The organism is Pseudomonas putida (genome assembly GCF_002906855.1).
Taxonomy (GTDB): domain Bacteria; phylum Pseudomonadota; class Gammaproteobacteria; order Pseudomonadales; family Pseudomonadaceae; genus Aquipseudomonas; species Aquipseudomonas putida_N.
The window spans coordinates 833,844-856,560 of the sequence record NZ_MINI01000038.1 but is presented as its reverse complement, the minus strand read 5'-3'; the positions used below and the strand labels follow the sequence as shown (position 1 = coordinate 856,560).

The following is a 22,717-nucleotide window of genomic DNA, read 5'->3' as shown; positions in this document are numbered from 1 at the left end:
GTCCGTTTAGAGTGCCAATATCGCCTGGCCATGGTCGATGGTAGGGATGGGCATCAGTTCGCGCCGAGATACCAGCCAGGCCCGCATCCGCTCGGTATCAAAAATCTGACCCTCTTCCCAGCCACCGGTGCATTCAACGGACTCAGCTTGCCCCGCGCAAATCAGACAACTCATGTAAGCCCCCTTTTGTTCTTGTTCCCTGCAGGGTAAATGCGAGGGAACGAAGCTCCCTTGTGTCTCGCTTTACATGAGATATCCATGCCAATGTAAGCGAACGGGCATTACAGGTTGCGTAACGGCAGCCAGTTATGCGGCAACAACTCGGCGATCTCACTGGCGCGCTGCGTCGGCAGCCGCATCAGCACATCATGAAAGACCCTCTTAAAAGGCTAGAAGTGGTGTCCACTTAAATAGGTGGACACCATCGCCTTTGGCGGTGGGGTCAGAAAGGTGTGTTTGCTGGCCGGTTACATGCCAATTCTAAATTCCCTCTATTTACGCAGCGCTCACATAAGACGAACCAGACGCCAGATAGCCCTGTCGGAATGAGAACACGTGATCTCGAAGGCATGCTGATGGAAAGAGAACCGGTAGAAGCTCAACAGGGTGCACCTCAACGAGATGAGGGTGGATGGTTGCCCTTGGAGCAGTATGGTGCGCTCGGCGATGGGCGTTCCGTGGCACTGATTGGCCTGGACGGTTGCATCGACTGGTGGTGTGTGCCGCACATGGATTCACCACCCCTATTCGACAAGCTGCTGGCCCCTGAAACAGGAGGCTTCTTTTCCATTACCCCTAGCGAGCCGTTCGTTGCTGAGCGCCGCTACTTAGCAGACAGCAACGTCCTTGAGACAATTTTCATCACCACTCAGGGTCGTGCCCGGCTGACGGAATCCTTGAACAGCGGGCCAGCCGGACGCCTGCCTTGGGCCGAACTCGCCAGGCGCATTGAGTGTGTCGAGGGTGCGGTCGATTTCGAGTTAGCCATCGACTTCGGAACCCAAGCCGACACGGTAAGCCCCTACGTGGCGCCGAATGACAATGCCTGCGTTTTTCATGCGGGGCGAATACTCGGCATGTTCCTGCACGACCATCATGTGCACATCGAACGCAAAGACGACATGGGCGTCCGTGCTGTCCTTAGCCTTGCAGCTGGACAACGCTCAGTGGTTGCAATTATCGCAGGGCGTGATGAGCCCCTGGTGGCACCGCCATTGGCCCTGATCGATGAACGCATCGACGGCTCGCACCGGGAGTGGTGCCAATGGTCGAAGGGACTGGTCTACGACGGCCCGTACCAGACTCAGGTCATCCGAAATGCGCTGGCCCTCAAGCTTCTGCTGTCCTCTCCAAGTGGCTCAATCATGGCGGCAGCGACTTCATCCCTTCCCGAACGGATTGGCGGCTGCAAGAACTACGACTACCGGTTCGCCTGGATACGCGATGCCGGCTACACCATCGAGGCGTTTCTGGGCATCGGCGCACAGCCAGAGGCTAAGGCTGCATTTACCTGGCTACTGCGCCGGTTGGATGAACATGGGCCACGGGTGTTCTATACCCTGGACGGTGCAATCGGTGATTGCGTGCACCCGGTCGATCTGCCTGGCTACCAGGACTCCCCTCCAGTCGTCGGCAATGATGCCCGCGACCAGCTCCAACACGGTGTGTTCGGCGATATCTTCGAAACAGCGCGCTGCTTCATCGACAGCGGCAACATTCTTGATTCCCCGAGCGCCATGCTCCTCTCAGGCCTAGCCGACCAGTGCGCCGACTCTTGGCGTCAGCAGGATGCCGGTATCTGGGAGTTGCCGGAAAAGCAGCACTACACGATGTCCAAGATCAGTTGCTGGCAAGCCTTGAGCCGGGCCATCGAACTGGCAGATGGTGGGCACCTTCCCACCACCTGCCGTGAACGCTGGGATCGTGAACGGCAGCGCATCCAGGAATGGATCGAGGCGCACTGCTGGAGCGAGGAACGCCAAGCCTATGTGTTCTATCCAGACAGCGAGCGACTGGACGCCTCACTGGCACTGGCCGTCAGGTTTGGCTACCCCAGCAAGGAACGTCTGCGGAGCACGCTGCAAGCCATTGATCATGATCTGGGGGCCGGCGCTTTCCATTATCGCTACACCGATGCACAGGAAGAGGAAGGTTGCTTCCTGGCCTGCACGTTCTGGCTTATCGAAGCCTGGGCCATTCTGGGTAACCAGGATCGCGCCGACGCCGCCTATGCAGATGCTTTGAAAGGGCTATCACACGGTGTAGGCATCTACTCGGAGATGATCGATCCGCAGACTGGACAGTATCTGGGCAACCTTCCGCAGGGCCTGACTCACCTGGCAGCCCTCAAGGCCGCAATGGCAATTGGTGGTTGCCATCCTGAACGATGACGCCAAACATCATCTGCGTTGAACCGTCTCGCTTGGCGGCTACTCAACCACAGGCAAGTTCTCCATTCTTTCAATCCGTGATGAGGTAACGCCATGAACGCTATCGACTTACTGATTCAAGACCACAAGCTGGTGAAGAGGCTGCTCGAAGAGCTGTCGACCACCACCGAGCGAGCGGTGAAAAAGCGGGCCGATCTACTCCACAGGATCGAGCAGGAGCTGCAGATTCACACCGCGCTCGAAGAAGAAATTCTCTATCCGGCCATCAAGGAAGCGGGTGGCAAGGAAGAAGCGAAAATGTACTACGAGGCCAAGGAGGAACACCGGACTGTCGACTCCCTCGTCCTACCCGACCTCCTGCATACCGAAACCGGCACCGTCGAATTCGCCGGGAGAGTCAAGGTCATGAAAGAGTTGCTGGAGCATCACATCGAGGAAGAAGAAGGCGAGCTCTTCCCCACGGCGAAGAAGCTGCTCAGCAAGGACACCCTCGAGGAGCTTGGGCAAACAATGGAAATGCAGAAAAAGATGCTCAAAGGCGAGCGCCGAGCCGCTTAGTGGAGCCATCACCTGCCAGCTCTTTAGAAGCTGGCAGGTGATCAGCTTCAGATACCCATTATCAGTTGGAAGGTTTCATGGAATATTGGATTGGGTTACTCGAATGGCCCGCCATGGTGATGACCGTGCTGGCAGCTTGGTGCATCGGTTCGCGCCGTCCTGGTAGAAGGAAGGTAGGATTCTGCTGTTTCATCGCAAGCAACGTGCTGTGGACTGTGTGGGGCTGGCAAGCACATGCCTGGGCTCTGATTATCCTACAGTTCTGCCTCTGCGCCATGAACCTGCGAGGGTGGCGCAAGAACACGCAACTGGAAATTGCCGGGTGATAACGCCCTGACAAGCCGGTGAAGGCTAGTTTAAAGCATGCAGGTCTCCCTTCTCGCCAAGCTTCCTTCCCTGGAAGCAGAGAGAGCGGATCACGCAGCAGGCTTGAGCACCACTTTCGTCCAGCCATCATCCCGCGCATCGAAGTGCTTGTATGCATCCGGGCCTTCGGCCAATCTCAAGCGATGAGAGATGATCTGCGAGGGCTTGGCGCGCCCATGATGGATGAGTTCTGCCAGGCGGCGATTGTAGGCCTTCACATTCGCCTGGCCTGTCCGGATCTGTTGGCCCTTGAACCAGAACGCACCGAAGTCGAAGGCCATTTTGCCCTCCTTCGCCAGTTCGTTTTTCGCTCCAGGATCTTCTGGCACGAACACACCCACCACGCCGATGCCGCCTGTGGCCTTGGTTGAAGCGACCAGGTTGTTCATGGTGAGGTAATTCGCTTCATGCCCATGCTTGTCGCAGCACTGGTAGCCCACGCACTCACAGCCCCGGTCGGTGCCTTTGCCATGGGTCAGGTTCATGATCTCTTCAACGGCCTTCTGCTCGACTGCGTTGATTGGGGTTGCCCCCAGCTGCGCGGCAAGTTGCAGACGATCCGGTTGGTTGTCAATGACGAACACCTGAGATGCACCTTTGATGATTGCCGAATGGGCGGCCATCAGGCCGACAGGCCCTGCGCCGTAAATCGCAATGCTCTCGCCAGGAAGCAGGCCAGCCAGTTCAGTTGCATGCCAACCTGTAGGGAAGATGTCCGAGAGCATGACGTAGTCGTCTTCACGCTCCTGGGCATCCTCCGGCAGTACCAAGCAGTTGAAGTCCGCATAAGGCACACGCAGCAGCTCAGCCTGCCCGCCCTGATAAGGGCCCATCTCGGCAAAACCGTAAGCGGCGCCCGCCGCACCAGGATTCGCTGTAAGGCAGAACCCAGTGAGGCCTTTTTCACAGTTCTCACAGAATCCGCAGCCGATATTGAAAGGTAGACAGACCCGGTCACCGACTTTGACCCGGTCGACCCCTGCCCCTACCTTGATCACCTCACCAAGATTTTCGTGACCAAAGACTCTCCCCGCTTCAAACGAGGTACGGCCCTCATACATATGCAGGTCAGAACCGCAGATATTGGTCGTGGTAATGCGTACCAGCACGTCCGTAGGCTTTTCGATTTTCGCGTCCGGTACATCCTTGACCGAGACGTCACGTGGGCCGTTGTACACGATTGCTTTCATGCTGAACTCCCGATCGTCAGGGGCTACAGAAATGCGCCCTACTCTGTTCAGGTGAGTGCAGCGTCAGTACGTTCAGCATGTTGATGGTAGAGGCAGACCGGTGGCGCTAAATGCTGTCGCTCCCCCCGGAGCAGGGATCGCGTGGACTATGAGGTTGGAAGCGAGAATCGGAACACACTGCCATACTGCACACTGGATTCGACATCGATGGCACCACCATGTCGGGCAACAATTTCACCGACGATGAACAGGCCAAGGCCCAATCCCCCTGACGCTGCATGGTGCTCCGAAGTCAAACGCGAATAGAGGGTCTGGCCACGCCAGTCATCCCCAACGATAAACCGCGCTAGGTATGAGGGTCGCATTTTCGCGAAGCGGCTTAGCAAGCAGAGTGCGCAGAGTGCTCAAGCTAAGACTCCATTGACTGCATTTTTAGAGGAGCTCCGCATCCCCTTGAGATGTGAGGCTCACCGCGCATTTTCCGTAAAACCACTGCTGGAGCAGTGCAGTACGCAGCCGTGTGGAGCCAAAAGGCGGAGCGCAAGCATGACAACGGGTTCAGAATTACGGAAAATTATTCTAGGGCAATAATTATTGGTATTCCATAATTTGCCCTAAAACGAGATCGAGCAAACGGTCATGTATCTTCGCAACCACCATCTGAGATAGGTGTTCTGATCCGACCGTAGGTGTCATCACCTAAAATCGCGTCGCCTTCCTGATCAAACATCACAGCGAGCCACCGCGCCCTCTTCATCTCAGCTATTTGAGAGAAAAAGCAGCCTTCGCAGAGGTGAAGCTCGTACTCTTGGCCGCAATGCGCTGAGCCTTTGCCCCATGCCGCATGCATCGTTCCGTACTGGGGCTCACCTTCGCCATCTCGCGTAGACATACCGCAGACATCGCATACCACGTCGACAACTACATCGGACTCACCTGCTTGTGTGACCTTCATTCTGAGCCTCCGTCACCATCTGCCATCATGAGTCGCACCTTCCCGATCTCAACCCATCCAGACTCCCCAACCTAATGCTCCACAGCTTTAAGCCAGGCACGGGTCGCCAGGCCCTGGCGGAGCAGTAACAGGCGATTGAGTGTACGCATGATAAAATCGCTCCAGATTTAATCTGTGGAGCTTCCCGCTTGAGCACGCAACCTGCTACCGGCTACTACGATTCACTGCTTCACGCTCCTACTTTCTCCAGCGACCCTGCCGGCAAACGCCAAGCCGAGCGTTGGAAACGCCTGGTGGATGACATTCACAAATCCACGACAGAGCAAGACCTGCGTGAGGCCCGAGGGAAGGCGGAGGGTTACATCATCGGCCTAATGGAAAGTGGTCATCTACCACCAGATGGCGAACGCGACTACGTGATTCTTAGCTCGATTCATCGCCGTCAGGATTTTTTGCGTACACTCCTCGCGACGCTCACCTGATCCGCATAATCGACCTTTCAGGCGCCCGCAAAGGCGCCTGGCTCGCTCGTTGGCGAAGCGTCAGGTTGGTCTGCGCTTGTAATGAATGCTCGAAGACTCTTCCGGCCCGCTCCGCGCTTGAATGAAGTCAGAACAAAATTTCCTGCCTTTGTATCAACCACCCAGAAGCGCCCTACCCTTTTCAACGAGAAGATCGGCGTGGTCGTAAGCAAATATGCCCCTGTGCGCTTCTCAATAAGCCCTGGAACGATCTGACCAACCACGACCCCCACTGCGCAATCGTTCAAAATTTCGACGTCGCTCAGATAGGCAGTGATCGGCACAGAATACTGCTGACCCATCGCTTGTATGATGCGCGTGAGCTGAAAAATCGATGGTTCTTCACCTGGGTACCTGACGATCTCATCTGTCATGTGTTCATGCGCTCCTGCGTCCAATTCAATACCCCTCTGAGAGGTTTCGCTCCTAGAGGTGCTTAGATTTCAATGATGAAGTCCGGTACAAAGCCGGTCTTTTCACCTGGATACCCTCTGGGGTTCGATATGAGCCGACATCCCGAAACGATCGTGTCGACCGCGTAATGGGTATGGCCGAAGATCCAGGCATCAGCCTGCGAAACTAGGTCACCCCACTGGTTGAAGTACGCAGCACCGAGGTGGCCCTCATGAGCATCACCAGCGACCGCTTCAATCGGGCAATGATGCGTGACGACGACCGTCTTGCCACCGAAGTCTGAATCGCCCCTGGTTTCGTAGACACCTCCAAGCCTCATAATGAGGCCCAAATAGGAGGTGCCATGAGTCGTCAGCGTTACCCCGAAGAATTCAAGATCGAAGCCCTAAGCGTCGACACAGCAGTGCTATGCAGCTGTCTCCAGTAGAGTATGAGAAACGCTATTTCCTGAGCTTGGAGAGTGTCTAGGAAAGCAGGGGCGATTCAGTCCTTAGCCAACTCCGTAGCCAGAAAGTCCCGCGCACAAATGTTGCGAGCGATGAGATCGACAGGGCGAAGCTTCCTAAAGCCCTCGCCGATTCGGATCTGCGTGAAGTCGCTCATCCACTCCCAGCACAACGACATCGCTACGCGGTAATCCCCTGTGGACGTAAAATCTGTCCACCCCGTCGCCGCTAAAAATCTCACATCACCAACGATCAGTGTATGGTTATCCAGAACATGAACATGCCCAGCTGCCGCCTGTTGCATCTTCGTCAGCGTTCGGTCTAAGTGCCCCCGGTAGAACTCGTGATTCCCAGGGACGTAGATCACTGGACAGTCGAACGCCGCGTTTGCCCACTCGACCCCTTGACCGCGCACAGAGATGTCACCCGCGAGCACGACCAGCTCGACGTCCAGCATAGGTGGCACGAACTCGGAGAACTCGTTGTGTAGGTCGGAGTAAACCGCAATCTTCATACCTCGCTCCATGATACAAGGGCTGGGTCGCTAATCCCGGGCCCGTCCGACGGACGCCCGGGCTTCAAGAACTGGGTCATCACGGACGAAATGACAGAACCATCTCGAGCGAGGCTTGCTTCTTGTATCCGTCGCCGATAAGCAGATAGACGGTGTTGCGAGTCTCAAAAATCCAAGGATGCTCATGCGAGATCGCGTACGTAGATCTCACCCAGCAACCAGGTACGAACCGTCCACGGCTGTCGTATATGACCTCATGAGCGAGCACAATCATCGGCGCGATCCCGTCCGGCAACGGCTCAACCTCATTCGCGGGAATCTCAACGATGATCCAACGCTTCACCAAGCAAAACGCTTTTCCTGGAAAGCGCTGCTCTGCTGCTTGAACCAGCTCTCCTCTATCGTCAGCCCAACCATGGACAACCTCGCCGCCGCCGTAAAGAAACTCTGTAACCTCATCCAACGTGACCGCCATGAATCAACCTCTCGCGCTCGAGTAGACGTGTCCTTCAGACGTGACAAATTCGTAAACCGGGGTCGGCTGGGTACCATCCTTGATCCGAATCTCGGAAAGCAGCTTCATCGAAAACTCGGATTGATTGGTCATCGCCGGTGGAGCAAGCAAATGAACTCGATTGACACTCAGGAAATCCACCGCATCCCCTTTGCACAGGGAGTCAACCACCTCAACGCTCGACACCAAACGCACAGACGGGCCTAGGCATCCATTCACGAAGCCACTTCCTTCAACGACAAAGTAATAGCAATCGGGATTGAGACTTGCTGAATCCCAAAACAGATTCAGGCTGTCCAGAGCTAAAAACTGCCCTCGGAGTTTGGTTCTTTGGGTGACCAGCACAACACACTCCACCTATCAATCGGGGCAACTAGCTAGCACTTCGCCCAGAAACGATTCATATAAATTGACAACTTTGCGCCCAGCAGTAAATGTCCATGCAGAACGCAAGTCATCTGTGGGAGCTAGTGAGACCACCATACCACCATTCCACATTCACTGCCTATAGTACGTGGATGTAGAGTTTTCAGTGTGGCCTTATGCTTCCCTTTGCGGGAAGCTCTCCCATGCCAACGCGATACACTCTGGCAGCAGTCCTTCGCACCACGCGTGCCGCTCGTGGCCTATCCCAAGAACAGCTCGCCTCCACGGTGGAGCCTAGTCATTTGCACAAGATCGAGCACGCGAAATCCAATGTCAGCCTCGAGATGCTCGAAGACATCAGTAAGCGCTTGGACGTCGATTCGGTGGCACTCCTCGCCGCTGCCGCCTCCTACGAACGCCAGGAATCACTCGAAGAGTTTATGACCCACCTCTGGGCGGAGCTGGGCAAGCTGGGTGAGATGCGTGTGATGGAAAGCCTGCCTGCGCAATTCTCGGGTAAAGCATTGATCGCAGCGAAATCAGGTAAGCCGCCAATCCCACCAGACAGAATTCAAGCAATCCTCGACTGCAAGGCAGAGGGCCTCACTCAAAAAGAGACCTCAGTGAAGCTGGAAATGCCATATTCCACAGTCCACAAGTTCTGGCACATGCCAGTTGCAGATCAGTGACGTAAGATGGCGGAACGCTATAGGTCGACCGCCACTTCACGTATTCGACATTGAGACGTGGTCATGCCTCACATCTAGATCATGTCCCCCTAGGCTTAGCTCTTGCAGTTGCTTGTGCGACAAGGGGATCGTCAGGCCAGAAATGCTTGGGGTACCTACCCTTCAAATCCTTCTTCACCTCAACGTAAGTGGAAGCCCAGAAGTTCGCCAAGTCTTGAGTAACCTGAACCGGTCGGCGAGCAGGCGATAGCAAGTGCAGCTTGAGCACTTGGCGACCATTAGCAATGCGCGGCGTATCCGCTTGCCCGAAGAGTTCCTGTAGCCTCACGGCAAGTACAGGGGGACGCTCACCATAGTCCACACGGATGTTCGATCCCGAGGGTACTGCAATCGTCTGAGGCGCCTGTGTGTCTAACTGTTGCGGCAGAGGCCAGGGCAACAAGTTGCGAATGATGCTGGACAGATCGAGCTGGCCAAAATGACTGAGCCGGGTCACCTTTCCCACGTATGGCCCCAACCACTCCTCCAGCGACTGCAGCAATGTTTTATCACGTAAATCAGGCCACGCACTCTTACTACCAGCTTCCTCATCAAGCACGCGCAGCAATTCGACCCTCGCCTGCCACTGACGGAGCTCAGGTGTCCACGGCAGAAGCTCCAGCCCTTTTCGACGCACGTAGTTGAGCAACGCTTGAACTCGCGCTTCATCACCTAGGTTCGTTAGCGGCGCGCGGGACAGAACCAACTCCCCTACTTTCACTTGTCGCTCAGCGCGGAGTCCCCCCTCCCGCTCATCCCATTCAAGTTCATCTACTTGGCTGACCTGGTCTTTCAAGACAGTGTCGAACAACGCTTCGTCTAGGTCGGCAGCGAGGTATATACGTTCCTCACGCTGGCCTTGCCGGCTACCCAAGTCGGCAATCACCAGCCAAGAATGCTTCATCAGTGCATCGGTCTCGGTGAACATCGCTGCACGACCATTTGCCAATCGATATTCAGCTCCACCCGCACGACGCTGTTGAGCGACCCTGTCGGGATACGCCAACGCAAGAAGGCAGCCCACCCACCTCGGGTGGTCTGAATCAGCGACTGATTGCGATCCTGAGCCACGCAAGAATGACCGATACTGCCTGGCGAGTTGCTTCGCACGTTGAGCACCACCTTGCTCACCTCTTTGCGCACGTTGCTCACCAGATAGGATGGCCAAACGACTATGAAGGTCTGCTCCGCCACCACGCTGAATATCGCGCTCACCGAGCAATGCTGCGATGTTGCACGCTGTCTCAGTCAGTCCCAGCTCGTGACCTCGCAGCAGGAGATGAGCAATCCGTGGATGACTCGGCAGCTCGGCCATCGCTTGGCCGTGCTTAGTAAGTTGCCCATCTGGTTGCAAGGCGCAGAGCCGTCGAAGCAAATCGTTCGCTTGCGAGTAAGCAGCTGCAGGTGGGGCATCAAGCCACTTCAGGTCACTTGGATGAACGCCCCATTTAGCAAGCTGCAGGGCTAAACCTGTGAGATCCGCTTGTTGAATTTCGGGCGAACTGAAACCCGCCATTTGGTCGTGCTGGGTTTCAGACCAGAGTCGATAGCAGACACCCGGTTCCAGTCGACCGGCACGCCCTGCCCGTTGGGTGGCACTGGCCTTGGATATCCGCTGAGTATCCAGCCGGGTCATGCCACTGCGAGGATCAAAACGCGGAACACGCTCAAGGCCAGCGTCGATGACCACACGCACACCGTCGATGGTCACACTGGTCTCTGCGATATTCGTGGCCAGCACAACCTTGCGCATGCCTGGAGGGGCGGGATCGATTGCAGCTCGCTGATGATTAAGATCGAGCTCGCCGTGCAGCGGGCAAAGCAGCGTGTTTTTCTGCAGCGACGGTGAGGCATTGAGCCCTTCCTCAAGCCCTGACAACACGCGGCGAATTTCGGCCTGGCCGGGAAGGAAAACCAGAAGGCTGCCGGCCTGATCGGTGAGGGCGTCCAGGCATGCGCTGATGACCCGGGGCTCGATGTACTCACCCGGTTGCTGCGGCTTGCTCCAGATGGTGGTGACCGGGAACATTCGACCCTCGCTCGTCACGATCGGAGCGTCATTCAGCAGGCGCGACAACCTTTCACCTTCGAGCGTTGCCGACATCAGCAGCACCTTCAATGGAGCATCGTCCCGGAAAAGCTCGCGCCCATTGAGCGCCAGCGCCAAACCGAGATCGGCATCCAAGTTTCGAAGGTGGAATTCGTCGAAGATCACCAGGCCGACACCTTCGAGGGCAGGATCGCTCTGCAGGCGGCGCGTAAGAATCCCCTCAGTCACCACCTCGATACGGGTTTTCGGCCCGACCTTGCTATCGAGGCGAATCCGATAGCCCACCGTTTCGCCAACCTTCTCACCAAGCTCGCTGGCCATTCGCTCCGCAGCGGCGCGTGCGGCAAGACGACGTGGTTCGAGCATGATGATCGTTTGGCCCTGCAGCCAGGACTCCTCGAGCAAAGCGAGCGGGACTTTCGTCGTTTTACCTGCACCAGGTGGCGCCTGCAGCACCACCTCATTGCGTTCGCGAAGGGCTTTGAGAAGAGCTGGCAACGCAGCGTCAATTGGCAACGAACTCATGTGTACTCCTGCTTAATGCTCGGCAGTATACAAGCGTTCGATAGGAGACAGAGGGCAGGTGAAGTCGGTGAAAAAGGGCGACCTTGGAAAAGCTAAGGCGACCTTGCTAGGGGCGCCTCGCCTAGCCGGCGCTACTCTCGCTTCGGCATGGTCTTGACGTTGGATAGACGCTTCAACTGATCCTCCAAAAGCCTCACCCGCTCTACAAGCTGGATGTTGTGCGTCATCACTTGATACAACTGCTCCCGCACTACATCCAGCTCACTACGAGCCTTGACGACCTTATCGTTAGCGCGCTTTATCTGAAGAGTTTTTGAGGCAGCCAAGTTACCGAAGCTAGTGCGGAACGCCTCAATCTGAGCAATCAATGCCTCCTGAATTCAACACATAAGTGCAACGCTCACCCCTGTATGCACTTCGTACGGCGTCTTCCAGCCCAAGCGCTTGCGCGGGCGTAGATTGATCCTCGCTACTCATCTGCGCTTGAATCCTTCGGTGTGAGAGCCTGGATTCTACCGGTGGCTGGCTCTCTGCCTCTCGTTTCAAGCGTTGCGCTTATTCTATGAATTCAGGCCTGGTGACTGGGTCTCTTTCTCTTGAGGTAGCCTCTGTCGAAACCGGCCTCAAAGCTGACGATCCCAGCAGTGATCTTCGTGCCATCAAGTCCAACGTGAGCAGCAACGTGAGGCTTCCCAGCCTTAAGACGCTCAAATGCCTCTACGCAGGCTTTTACACCATCACTCGCCATCTCAGGCTACCTCCACTGCTGGAATGAGACGCTCCCTGAATTTTCTCATATTGCTCAGCTCATACTGTACAACTTGATACTCACCACTTCCGGGCTCATACAATTCGAGATCACGCTCGTTATCCTCGATAGCTTCGTCGAGTTTTTCCTTCTCGATAATGCCATCAGCGCAACTTAGACAGCTCACAGCCGCACCGAGTAGGAAGTGCTCACATTTGCCAGTTCGTGTGCATGCACCTAGCAAGGTCGGACGGTATGAGATCTTGCCATCGGCAGCCTGCCTCTCCGTTTCCTTTCGCATGTCAACTATATGCACATCACCGCTTTCTAATTTGCCACGTTGATTTGAAATATAGCTACCAACTCCACCAAACAGAGGAGCGTCATCTCCAAATGCATGTGCCAAAAGATCATATGCGATGTTCATTGGCACACCGGTCTGCACCTCAAAGAGAACGTGAGTCTTAGGAAGTACGTACTCACCCTTCTTCTCGTCATAGTATCCAAATATCGTTTTGAGAAGCTCAAAGTTATTGGCATAGTAACGTGTCATCTGAGTACACAAATGCTTGAACTGCTTCCTAAGGCTAGGCATGGATATGAAACCACTGCTGCTGCCATAGAATGCCAGTGACCTACGAAACTGATGGCTAGTGAAATTCCATGGGCTCCCTACCTGGAAAAATTTCTCATTTGAAAAATCACGACTGGGGTCGGTGAGCTGCAACTCTTCTAAATCAGATGGAGTTATAATAAACCCTTCCAGCAGGAAGTCCGGCTTCGAAACATCATTCCAAAACGGTACGCCGATTTCAGTTTGAGCACGATTAATGATGGCCGGATTTAAGAATAGCGGCATTGCTTTAGGGTCAACACCGTACAACTTGGAAATACCACGACATATGGCACGGGCCACCTCTACCGCGCGAACAGCTTCATCAGTGGCTAACCAAGATACTGTTTTACGATACCCGGTAAACTTAGTAGTGGTAGACAAAACCTTGACTATGATGGGCTTATCCCGTGCCAAGCCACCCTCATCGAGCGTAGCTGACACCACTTCGTCTTGATCGATACAATCGTAAGGCAATCGCAACACCTCCTGGTCTCTCATGCCTGTATACAAATGAATAACCGTCTTAGCTACCCACTGCATCTTCAAAACAGTTGATGACAAAACGCCTCTTCCTGAGCATGAGAAATCACCACTGAACAGAGACTCTATCTTATGAATCTTCAAAGTTTCTTCGAAGACTGGCTCATAAGATTTAGGGGCTTTGTTTCCATTGACCTTTTTTTGGTGATAATGAGTATACCCGTAACGAGGATTATCGAACTCGCCCAAGTACTGCTCAAGCGGCTCGCGATGATCATAAAGAACATCAAGAGACAGACCAAGTGCATTGATTACAGCAAGATAGATTTTGGTCGGAATCACAGGGTGCTGTTTAGCGTCTTCATCAATATCGAAATCGATATCAAATACCCCCTGTAACTTATAGCCAAGCCGATCCTCGCCCACGCTCACCAGATGGCCGAGAAGGGCTCGCATCAGCTTGCGCTGCGTGCTTCCAACCTCATTAACCTTCATCCAGCGAGCGTATGCCGTCAAGTAGGCAGGCGTGGTAAGAAGCTCTTGTAGGGAAATCACTCCCGCCAGTTCACCAGCACCCTTCTCATAGCAAAATCGCGCAGCGGTACGCAGTGTTAGAAAATACTGTGACAGCATACTTACGCTCATCCGACCAATATGGCCAGTGCTGACAAAAAAAAGCAAACAAAAAAGAATCCACTTGATCTCCTCGGTCAGTGAGTTTTGAGCTGTGCCACTTGTGCCAAACACGCCATCAAAGCGAATGGCCCAGATTTTGTTAGCTCTAAGCCGCATTGGATTGAAGTCCCAATAAGGCTTACCAAAGACAGCTGTCGGGTTTCCCTCAAGATCCCTACAAAGAACAAAGTCCGCCGAAGGCCTCCAGCTTTTGCCATGCGATTGCTGAATAACTTCTGCAACCTGTAACCCCTGATTCAATTCATCAAAAAAGTTTTTCATCAGATGTAGATCCCCATTTTCTCATAGCGTTGTAAGCGGCGCTCCCAGAAAGGAGTGAGGATACCCAGTTCAAAAACCTTCTTATTCATAACCCCTATCAAATCAGACGCACTCTTGGATCTTTTTGAAATCCCCTCCAAAATAAAACTAATACGGACGATTACGCCTTTTAAAACTTCTTCGGAGAATTCAAAATTCGGAGCATTTTCCCTAATGGCTTCGACTACATATTTGAAGCTCATCAGCTTATGGATATCAGCCTCATCAGAGTGCACCAAGTAATGTATACAGTACAAACATCCATACTGGCTATTGCAATCAGGTTCAATAGTAACCACGGGAATTTCTGCCACTGGATCATTCAAACCGTCACAGTGGCCTGCAGCAATAGGTATCCCTCCCACTTGGCTTTCAGAACTAAAGCGCTTGGCTGCTTCCAGCATTGAGGCCCAGAACCCTCCAAACTCTTCCTTCTGCTGTTTATCAGTTACTCCACTGTAAAACTGCGCATTCGTGCGCTCAGTATGGTTAAGCACTGCACTCACCAGCATTGGCGAATGACGCAGATGGTGCAGAGTCAAACTCTTAAACTTGCGGACAAGCCTAGGTGGAATATTCTTCGAACTATTACTAACAAAAACCCCTTGCAATTTGTTATAAAATTTCGTGGAGAAATTATTTTCGAGACTAGGGAAATCAGTGGACGGCAGCCCTCGACCATCAACTACATGAAAGAAAAGCAGTTCTGATGAGCGGCCGTTCAGGATCCAGCTACGAAACTCAAGATATTCGCGCAGAAGCTTCATGCCAGGCCCTCTGCCTATAGAGTGGTTAACTACTAACCCCTTCGCTCTCAATTTCACTGCTGACAGCTCTTTTTTCAAAGGAGAACGGACAACTTCAAGGGCGTCTTCGTAAAGAAACTGTATAACCTCACCGGAGTTGGCTCCGACCACTAAGTTTATAAGACACGCGTAAGCCTTCATGGCGAGGCCTGCCAGCCTTACCCTAAATTGATGATGGGAATCCGCATTTGCATCATCAATCACACGCTGAGCTCGCTTAAGAGTTTCGCGCAGGTCAGCTAGTCTAGCCTCAGGTTTAGCTATACTTAGCTCTTCGATAGTAAGGAGGCGGCCCTCTCGGTAATCGTACGCAGAATAACCATGTTCACCCTCTGTCAATGGAGTAATGAATTTACCGGTACCTGGAAAAAAATACGTATGATATTCGTTGGTATCGAATCTTAGAGGGAAGGCTTGAAAACCCACCAAGAACCTTGATACAGATAGCGCAATATTTAGTGTGATGTCTATGTATAGCTTTACGTCGTCTTCATCAGGCGGTTCCAGACCTTCACGACGATTTTTTATTGGTGGAGCACTTGCGATTATGTACCCATAGTCTTCCGGAAATTGCAACGCCAGAACTCTACGAAGAATAGTTTGACGGGCTTGGCAACTTAGTGGCTTCGCTTGGCCACTGGCGATTTCCTGATACAGATAGCTGGTGAACGCCATATATGCACGCTGAGCGCCTTCAGGCGTACACATTACATCACGGTAACCATACCCATCGCACCAATTTATTGCGTACTCAAAATTCTTTACGTCAGTCTCAATGCTATTCCCTTTAGTGCCTGACGACCACATTTTGTCAAGCCAGGCGATGACCATCTTCCGTCGACTAGGAATCAGCGAGCTCTCATCCACCCAATATCCAGCTCCCCGTATTTTTTCACGCACAGAATATACGAACACGCCGATATCTAAGGCCGAAACTCGATTTGACAGTGAAAGAGCTAAACTCTCAGGATGGAGAATCTCATGTTCTTGACCAACATAGGACAAATCAATAGCGTGGATTTTACGAGGCACACGATTAGCCGACATCAACATTATCCAAAATCAAGTCACTGTAACCAGACATTTTGAAAAGCACATTCTCGTAGCTTTCTTGAGCACTGATCTTCTCGGACGTCATCAAGAACAATTTAAGATAGTTCTCCGTCGTCTCACGCCTTTCATGATGAAGCCGAGCTTGAATAATTGTGATTTCTTCTCCGGGCTGAAGTGTACCGTCAGCTATCCGGGGAACTAGTCGTTGATAAATCTGATATGCATACGTCGCACGAAGCCAATGGTATGTAAATTCCGTGGAAAGCTCTTTATTCGCTTTTCTTAAAAGTTTTTTCTTCAATGTGTTCGCAACAGCACCTACTGGTCGTGACTTCGCGTACATGTACCTCGGATCCGTCGACGCCATGTAATAACAATTACACTGCTCAGACAAGAAAACATACATATCCTTATCATCAATTTTTTCAAGCCCTGGATGGTTTAGGGTAAACTCAGATTGGAATTTTTCACGCCTTTTTATAGCAAAGGGGCTTCGCAAATACGTCAGCAAGTCCTGAGCCAATTGCTGAGGGACATATAGGTTTTGAGCCTTACTAAATTTAGTGTCGATCCCAGTACCAGGGCCAGCCTTCAAAAGATAGGAGCCATCTGGCTGTAGCAACCCATTCGCTAGCGCTTCAACATGCCTCACTCTCAGCGTCAGCACGGTTTGTTTGCGCGCGCCTGTCATAAGCGCGAACAAGACGATCAGTCGCTCTTGAGCTGTCCAAGCGTCGCCTTCAATTACTTTCACAACATGCGCTAGCTCAACATTCGTTAAAGGCCGTAGAAGCTCACCTTCATCATTAACAAATCCAGCTGGCGTAGGGGCTTTCGGCGCTAATGCTCTGGTTTGGCTACGTTTTTCTACAGTTACCTTCTTTTGGAACCCGTGAGCCCCTTCAATATAGATACTTATTTGCTTAACTGTATCAACACGTTCTATATCTAGATCATGCCAAAATCTAGACACATACTTGTAGAACTGATAAACCACACCCGTATATTGATTGGCAACCGCCGCACCGCGATTTGGATTATCGAGCAGATATCTGTGGTATTTGTATGTTGGTCGCTGCGGAAGGCGTCGCCCAGAAAAGTCCAGCCAGTCGATACCATGGCTTTCACAAAACATCAAATAATCGAGAAGGCGACTTGCCTTTCTTCTCGCATCATCTGTTGGGCGATTCTGTGCATGCTTGTTCTGAATCAAACTAAGCAGGAAAGAATTTGCCTCTATCCACGGAGTGCCATCTTTATGAAAGATAAACGGCAGATTATATACAGCCCTAGTGAGCGCATCAGGAAGCGCCGCCTCATTTACTTGATAAGCAATGATACTTTCACTAATGCCATTAATAGTTACTGGCATTGAATTAGAAGGTTCATTACTAACGTGCAGTTCAGCAAAAACTTCGCTGACTTCGGGGATTATTACAATGCGGCCTTTGTGTGCCGGATTTTCAAACGCTGCCACCAAACCGCCCCACCCATTCTTCGAGTGTCAAGCCTGAATGTTATGCGTAAGAAAAACAAGATATCAGTCAATGTCAGAATGTTTCACGATAAACACTTTCATTTAACGAGACATGATAGCTTGGGATAGCGCCCCTTCAAGTCCTTCTTCACTTCGGCATAGGTCGTGCGCCAGAAGTTGGCCAGGTCCTGAGTCACCTGCACTGGCCGTCGCGCGGGTGACAACAGGTGCAGTTTCACCTGCTGGCGCCCCTGGGCAATACGCGGGGTATCAGCCAAGCCGAATAGCTCCTGCAAGCGCACGGCAAGAATCGGCGGGGTGTCGCTGTAGTCCAGGCGGATGTTCGAGCCGGACGGGACTGCCAGATGCGCTGGTGCCCATTCGTCCAGCCGCTGTGGCAATGGCCAGGGCAGCAGATTGCGCAGGATTGATGACAGGTCCAGGGCAGCGAAATGGCTCAGACGCGAAACCTTGCCCAGGTAGGGCTGCAGCCAGTCTTCCAGGGTCGCCAGCAGTGCCTCGTCACCCAGATCGGGCCATTCGCTTTGCCCCTCCTTGTCCAGATCCAGTTGGCGCAAAAGCGCCACCCGCGCCTGCCATTGGCGCAGCTCCGGAGTCCAGGTCAGCAGGTTCAGGCCCTTGCGCCGCACCAGGCCAAGCAGCGCCTTGGCCCGGGCTTCATCATCCAGCTTGGGTAACGGTTCGCGGCCCAGCACCAGCTCGCCGACCTTGGTCTGGCGTTCGGCACGCAGCGCCTGCTCGCGCTCGTCCCAGTCGAGGATGTCGATGCGCTCGACCTGCTCGGCCAGCACATCGTCAAGCAGCGCCGGGTCGAACTCGGCCGCCAGGTAGATGCGCTCATCCCGATGGCCCTGGCGGCTACCGAGGTCGGCGATCACCAGCCACGGGCATTTCATCAACGCGTCAACCTCGGCGAACAAGGCGGCACGGCCATTGGCCAAGCGATATTCAGCGCCACCCTCGCGACGCTGCTGGGCAACCCGGTCGGGATAGGCCAGCGCCAGCAAGGCGCCAAGCCAGCGCGGATGATCGGGGTCGGCAACCGCCGCTGCGGCCTTGCCGCGCAACAGGCCACGGTATTGCCGAGCAAGTTGCCGTGCACGCTGCACGCCACCCTGACCACCCCGATTGGCCTTGCTTTCGCCGCTGACCAGCGCCAGGCGACTGTGCAGGTCGGCGCCGCCACCGCGCTGGATATCGCGCTCGCCCAGCAAGGCGGCGACATCGCAGGCCATCGTTGCCAGGCCAAGGTCCTGACCACGTAACAGCAGGTGAGCGATACGTGGGTGAGCCGGCAGCTCGGCCATGGCCTGGCCGTGGTCGCTGAGGTTGTCGCGGCTGCCCGGCTTGAACGCGCCCAGCCGCGCCAGCAGGTCCTGGGCCTGGGAGAAGGCGGCTGCCGGCGGCTGGTCTAGCCAGCGCAACTGGTCAGGGGTAACACCCCAGCGAGCAAGCTGCAGGGCCAGGCCTGCGAGGTCGGCCTGGAGGATCTCGGCGCTGCCGTGGGCGGCCAGTTGGTCATGCTGGGCTTCGGACCACAGGCGGTAGCACACCCCGGGCTCCAGGCGCCCTGCCCGGCCGGCGCGCTGGGTGGCACTTGCGCGGGAGATTCGCTGGGTGTCCAGGCGGGTCATACCGCTACCCGGATCGAAACGCGGTACGCGCGCCAGGCCGGCATCGATGACCACGCGAACACCGTCGATGGTCAGGCTGGTTTCGGCAATGTTGGTGGCCAGCACCACCTTGCGCAAGCCCTCGGCCGGCGGGTCGATGGCGGCGCGCTGGGCATTGAGGTCCAGTTCGCCGTGCAGCGGGCACAGCAGCACATCCGGCCGCTCACCCAAAGCGTCCTGCAGACTTTGATGCACACGGCGGATCTCGGCCTGGCCAGGCAGGAACACCAGCACACTGCCGGGTTGTTCGGCCAATGCCAGCAGCACGTTGTCCACAACCCGCGGCTCGATGAACTCGCCCGGCTGGAACGGACGACCCCAGCGGATATCCACCGGGTGCATGCGGCCTTCGCTGCTCACCACCGGTGCGTCGCCCAGCAAGCGCGACAGGCGCTCGCCTTCCAGCGTCGCCGACATCAGCAGGATTTTCAGCGCAGGGGCGTCACGCAACAGCTCGCGGGCATTGAGGCTCAGCGCCAGGGCCAGGTCGGCATCCAGGCTGCGTTCGTGAAATTCATCGAAAATCAGCAGCCCTACGCCGTCGAGTGCCGGGTCGGCCTGCAAACGGCGGGTGAGGATACCTTCGGTGACCACCTCGATGCGTGTGTTCGGCCCGACCTTGCTGTCCAGGCGGATACGGTAGCCGACGGTTTCACCGACCTTTTCACCGAGTTCGCTGGCCAGGCGCTCGGCCGCCGCCCTCGCAGCCAGCCGGCGCGGTTCGAGCATGAGGATGGTCTGCCCGGCCAGCCACGGCTCGTTGAGCAGCGCCAGCGGCACGCGGGTGGTCTTGCCCGCACCGGGGGGCGCTTCGAGCACGGCTTCGTCGCGGTTTTCCAAGGCTTCGCGCAAGGCGGGCAAGACAGCATCGATCGGTAAAGAAATCATGGTGGTCCTCGAACAGTCTGGCGAGTATAACGGCGAACCCAGCCTGCTCTATCATGGTCTTAGCTTCAGGTGCTGGCGCTTCGCTTGCCCTGCTGAATACTTTTCGGAGATTTACATGCGCATCCCATCCCGCGTCATTGGTGGCGCCCTGATCGTCACCCTGCTGACCCAGCTGACGGCCTGCGGCACCATCTTCTATCCCGAACGCCGTGGCCAGATTGGCGGCAAGATCGACCCCGTGGTTGCCGCGATGGACGCCATCGGCATCCTGTTCTATGTGATCCCGGGCCTGATCGCCTTTGGCATCGACTTCGCCACGGGCGCCATCTACTACAAGGGCGGGCACACGGCCCAGGTCGACCCGGCAAAACTGCGTGACGCCGTAAGCCCCGATGGCAAGGTCGACAACCTCAAGCTGCAGGCCATTCTGGAAAGCGAACTGGGCCAGCGCCTGCCGCTGGATGACCCACGGCTGATCCAGCACCGCGGCAGCGTCGAGCAGCTGGCGGCCTTGGGTCTGGTACCTGCAGCCTGATCTTCACAAGGACATGACCCTGGGCATGATTACCCCGACCGAACACCAGCGCCTGCTGCGCCTGGCCACCCGCGCATCGCTGGCGGTGGCCAGCATTCTGGTCATAAGCAAGGCCGTCGCCTGGTGGCTGAGTGGCTCGGTCAGCCTGCTGGCCGGGCTGACCGACTCGGCACTGGATGCCGTTGCCTCGTTCCTCAACCTGCTCGCCGTGCATTACGCCCTGCGCCCGGCCGATGACGACCATCGTTTCGGCCACGGCAAGGCCGAGGCCCTGGCGGGCATGGCCCAGGCTCTGTTCATCGGGGTCAGCGCGGTGTTGATCGGGGTGCAGGCTGTCGAGCGACTGAAAGCGCCCGAACCGCTGGGCGACACAGCAATCGGCATCGCTGTGATGCTGCTGTCGCTGGCGCTTACCGTGGCCTTGCTGGCATTGCAGCGCAAGGTCATTCGCCTGACCGGTTCCACTGCGGTGCGCGCCGACTCGCTGCATTACCGCTCCGACCTGCTGCTTAACGGCAGCATCCTGCTCGCCCTGCTGCTGGCGCGCTTCGGCTGGCCGCAGCTGGATGCGCTGTTCGGTCTCGGCATCGCGCTCTACATCCTCTGGAGTGCCCTGCAGATCGCCCGCGAAAGCACGGCGACCCTGATGGACAAGGAATTGCCCGGCGACATTGGCGAAGGGATGGTCGAGCTGGTCCTGGGCATTCCCGGCGTGCAAGGCGTACATGACCTGCGTACGCGGGTGTCGGGCAACCAGTGGTTCGTGCAACTGCACCTTGAGCTGCCGGGGCAGCTGCCACTGATTGAAGCCCACGACCTGTGCGTGCAGGCTTCGGCAGTCATCCGCCAGCGTTATCCACGGGCGGATGTGATGGTGCATGCCGATCCGGTGTAAATCAGTTGACGCTATAGCCTCGGCCACTGAAGCAGGCACTCAGCGCCCGTCGGTAATTGCTCGCCACTTCGACAGGTGGCGCATAGGGTGCCGTTGCCGGGTCAAAGCCTGACTGGCTCACAGCCCAGCGGTGGCACTGGTAGCGGTCCTGGTCCTGCTGCTCCTGCCCTTGCCCATACATCGGGTAGGCAATCACGTCGTAGCTGTTGCTGGCCGGGGCTGCCGCCGGCAACGGGGCCGGGGCCATGGCGGGCGGGTTGACCACGACATACTCCTGGCTGTCGGCCAGGTACTGGTAATAGGTGTCGGCCACCAGGAAAAACAGTGCGCCGCCCAGCCAGACTTCCCGCGCATAGGAAGGCAGGTAGTTGACCCGCACGCCGTAAGGCGGGGTCACCACCACATAGCTGCCACCCTGCGGGCGGTACCAGTAGCCACCGGAGTAGAAGTAGTCATTGCCGCGGTACGGCACCTTCCAGTAGCGGTCCGGGAAGTGATCGATGGTGTGCCCTGGGCGATACTGCGGCCCGGGGCCCCAGCCATTGCCGTGGCCATCCGGGCGCCCCTGCCAGTCGCCGCCGGGCCGTTGCCCCGGGCCGCCAGCTTGCCAATGACGGTTGTCGCCGTTATGTCGGGGGATATCCTGGTAATAGCCCTGCCGCGCGGGCTGGGTCTGCTGCACTTCGCCACGCGAGTTGAGCGGGCGGCCAGGGCCACCCTCGTTGCCATGCCCTTCGCCATGCCCCTCATCCGGCCCTTCGGCCATGGCCCCGAGGCTGATGCTCAAACCCAGCAAACCAACACCTGCCAACTGCCAGATGCGCGACTTCATGTTGTTCCTCACGGTAAAGAAAACGGCATGCTGCCAGTCTACCGCGCTGGTACCACGGACAGATGAAATCGCGGACATGAAAAAAGGGAGGCCATTGGCCTCCCTTTGAGAATTGTCGTCCGTGCTCGGCACTTGTGGCGCCGGCTCACCTCACAGCGTC

The 22,717-nt window shown here is 55.6% G+C and carries 20 protein-coding genes and 1 pseudogene; 7 read left to right on the top strand and 14 right to left on the bottom strand.

What is annotated here, in order from left to right; genetic code table 11:
• Positions 1 to 635: 635 nt before the first annotated feature.
• The 3 genes from BGP85_RS16520 to BGP85_RS16510 all read left to right on the top strand — a co-directional run bounded on the left by BGP85_RS16520 (position 636) and on the right by BGP85_RS16510 (position 3,274).
• Positions 636 to 2,390: a glycoside hydrolase family 15 protein gene (locus tag BGP85_RS16520; RefSeq protein ID WP_103448864.1), complete on the top strand. Its 1,755-nt coding sequence runs from the start codon at positions 636 to 638 to the stop codon at positions 2,388 to 2,390.
• Positions 2,391 to 2,483: 93 nt separating this feature from the next.
• The gene (locus tag BGP85_RS16515) at positions 2,484 to 2,948 is read left to right on the top strand and encodes a hemerythrin domain-containing protein (RefSeq protein WP_103448863.1); all 465 of its coding nucleotides are present in this window, start codon (positions 2,484 to 2,486) and stop codon (positions 2,946 to 2,948) included.
• Positions 2,949 to 3,025: 77 nt separating this feature from the next.
• Positions 3,026 to 3,274 carry a hypothetical protein gene (locus BGP85_RS16510; protein WP_103448862.1) on the top strand — a complete coding sequence of 83 codons (249 nt, stop codon included), beginning with the start codon at positions 3,026 to 3,028 and terminating at the stop codon, positions 3,272 to 3,274.
• Between the two features lie 90 nt (positions 3,275 to 3,364).
• Here BGP85_RS16510 and BGP85_RS16505 read toward each other — a convergent pair whose 3' ends face one another.
• The 3 genes from BGP85_RS16505 to BGP85_RS16495 form a co-directional block, all read right to left on the bottom strand.
• Complete coding sequence (locus tag BGP85_RS16505; RefSeq protein ID WP_103448861.1) at positions 3,365 to 4,504, bottom strand: glutathione-independent formaldehyde dehydrogenase; 1,140 nt, start codon at positions 4,502 to 4,504, stop codon at positions 3,365 to 3,367.
• Positions 4,505 to 4,650: 146 nt separating this feature from the next.
• The gene (locus tag BGP85_RS16500) at positions 4,651 to 4,869 is read right to left on the bottom strand and encodes an ATP-binding protein (protein ID WP_080693989.1); all 219 of its coding nucleotides are present in this window, start codon (positions 4,867 to 4,869) and stop codon (positions 4,651 to 4,653) included.
• A 272-nt stretch (positions 4,870 to 5,141) separates the two neighbouring features.
• On the bottom strand, positions 5,142 to 5,459 hold the full coding sequence (locus tag BGP85_RS16495) for a hypothetical protein (protein ID WP_028697834.1): 318 nt from the start codon (positions 5,457 to 5,459) through the stop codon (positions 5,142 to 5,144).
• A 188-nt stretch (positions 5,460 to 5,647) separates the two neighbouring features.
• On the opposite strand from BGP85_RS16495, the gene BGP85_RS16490 reads away from it, so the two are divergent.
• Positions 5,648 to 5,941, top strand: coding sequence for a hypothetical protein (locus tag BGP85_RS16490; RefSeq protein ID WP_042131946.1), 294 nt, complete (start codon positions 5,648 to 5,650; stop codon positions 5,939 to 5,941).
• 17 nt (positions 5,942 to 5,958) lie between these two features.
• Here the strand turns inward: BGP85_RS16490 and BGP85_RS16485 are convergent, their stop codons facing one another.
• From BGP85_RS16485 to BGP85_RS16465, 5 genes and pseudogenes are all read right to left on the bottom strand, one after another.
• Positions 5,959 to 6,354 carry a hypothetical protein gene (locus BGP85_RS16485; protein WP_042131944.1) on the bottom strand — a complete coding sequence of 132 codons (396 nt, stop codon included), beginning with the start codon at positions 6,352 to 6,354 and terminating at the stop codon, positions 5,959 to 5,961.
• A gap of 62 nt (positions 6,355 to 6,416) precedes the next feature.
• Positions 6,417 to 6,665 (bottom strand): annotated as a pseudogene (locus BGP85_RS16480) (serine/threonine protein phosphatase); the annotation flags it as partial.
• Positions 6,666 to 6,877: 212 nt separating this feature from the next.
• Entirely contained in the window at positions 6,878 to 7,354 is a 477-nt protein-coding gene (locus BGP85_RS16475; RefSeq protein WP_103448860.1) for a metallophosphoesterase, read from the bottom strand.
• Positions 7,355 to 7,433: 79 nt separating this feature from the next.
• Positions 7,434 to 7,829 carry a DUF6957 family protein gene (locus BGP85_RS16470; protein WP_028698526.1) on the bottom strand — a complete coding sequence of 132 codons (396 nt, stop codon included), beginning with the start codon at positions 7,827 to 7,829 and terminating at the stop codon, positions 7,434 to 7,436.
• A 3-nt stretch (positions 7,830 to 7,832) separates the two neighbouring features.
• Positions 7,833 to 8,213 (bottom strand): hypothetical protein, encoded by a 381-nt coding sequence (locus BGP85_RS16465; RefSeq protein WP_028698525.1) that lies wholly within the window; start codon positions 8,211 to 8,213, stop codon positions 7,833 to 7,835.
• A 197-nt stretch (positions 8,214 to 8,410) separates the two neighbouring features.
• Here BGP85_RS16465 and BGP85_RS16460 point away from each other — a divergent pair, with 197 nt between their 5' ends.
• Positions 8,411 to 8,923, top strand: a complete 513-nt coding sequence (locus BGP85_RS16460) for a helix-turn-helix domain-containing protein (protein WP_080693987.1) — start codon at positions 8,411 to 8,413, stop codon at positions 8,921 to 8,923.
• A gap of 79 nt (positions 8,924 to 9,002) precedes the next feature.
• On the opposite strand, the gene hrpB (BGP85_RS16455) is transcribed toward BGP85_RS16460, so the two are convergent.
• The 5 genes from hrpB (BGP85_RS16455) to hrpB (BGP85_RS16420) all read right to left on the bottom strand — a co-directional run bounded on the left by hrpB (BGP85_RS16455) (position 9,003) and on the right by hrpB (BGP85_RS16420) (position 20,295).
• Entirely contained in the window at positions 9,003 to 11,537 is a 2,535-nt protein-coding gene (gene hrpB, locus BGP85_RS16455; protein WP_102689296.1) for an ATP-dependent helicase HrpB, read from the bottom strand.
• Between the two features lie 749 nt (positions 11,538 to 12,286).
• Positions 12,287 to 14,338 (bottom strand): integrase, encoded by a 2,052-nt coding sequence (locus BGP85_RS16435; protein ID WP_028698521.1) that lies wholly within the window; start codon positions 14,336 to 14,338, stop codon positions 12,287 to 12,289.
• Entirely contained in the window at positions 14,338 to 16,230 is a 1,893-nt protein-coding gene (locus BGP85_RS16430; RefSeq protein WP_103449867.1) for a hypothetical protein, read from the bottom strand. The genes BGP85_RS16435 and BGP85_RS16430 overlap by 1 nt, the downstream gene beginning before the upstream one ends.
• Positions 16,220 to 17,713, bottom strand: a complete 1,494-nt coding sequence (locus tag BGP85_RS16425) for a site-specific integrase (RefSeq protein ID WP_028698519.1) — start codon at positions 17,711 to 17,713, stop codon at positions 16,220 to 16,222. Before BGP85_RS16425 ends, BGP85_RS16430 begins: the two co-directional genes overlap by 11 nt.
• Before the next feature lie 98 nt (positions 17,714 to 17,811).
• Positions 17,812 to 20,295, bottom strand: coding sequence for an ATP-dependent helicase HrpB (gene hrpB / locus BGP85_RS16420; RefSeq protein WP_103448857.1), 2,484 nt, complete (start codon positions 20,293 to 20,295; stop codon positions 17,812 to 17,814).
• Positions 20,296 to 20,410: 115 nt separating this feature from the next.
• Between hrpB (BGP85_RS16420) and BGP85_RS16415 the strand changes: the two genes are divergently transcribed.
• Complete coding sequence (locus tag BGP85_RS16415) at positions 20,411 to 20,830, top strand: hypothetical protein (RefSeq protein WP_060509604.1); 420 nt, start codon at positions 20,411 to 20,413, stop codon at positions 20,828 to 20,830.
• 25 nt (positions 20,831 to 20,855) lie between these two features.
• Positions 20,856 to 21,725 carry a cation diffusion facilitator family transporter gene (locus BGP85_RS16410; RefSeq protein WP_103449866.1) on the top strand — a complete coding sequence of 290 codons (870 nt, stop codon included), beginning with the start codon at positions 20,856 to 20,858 and terminating at the stop codon, positions 21,723 to 21,725.
• 1 nt (position 21,726) lies between these two features.
• Here BGP85_RS16410 and BGP85_RS16405 read toward each other — a convergent pair whose 3' ends face one another.
• Entirely contained in the window at positions 21,727 to 22,557 is an 831-nt protein-coding gene (locus BGP85_RS16405; RefSeq protein ID WP_103448856.1) for a DUF6515 family protein, read from the bottom strand.
• Positions 22,558 to 22,717 lie beyond the last annotated feature (160 nt).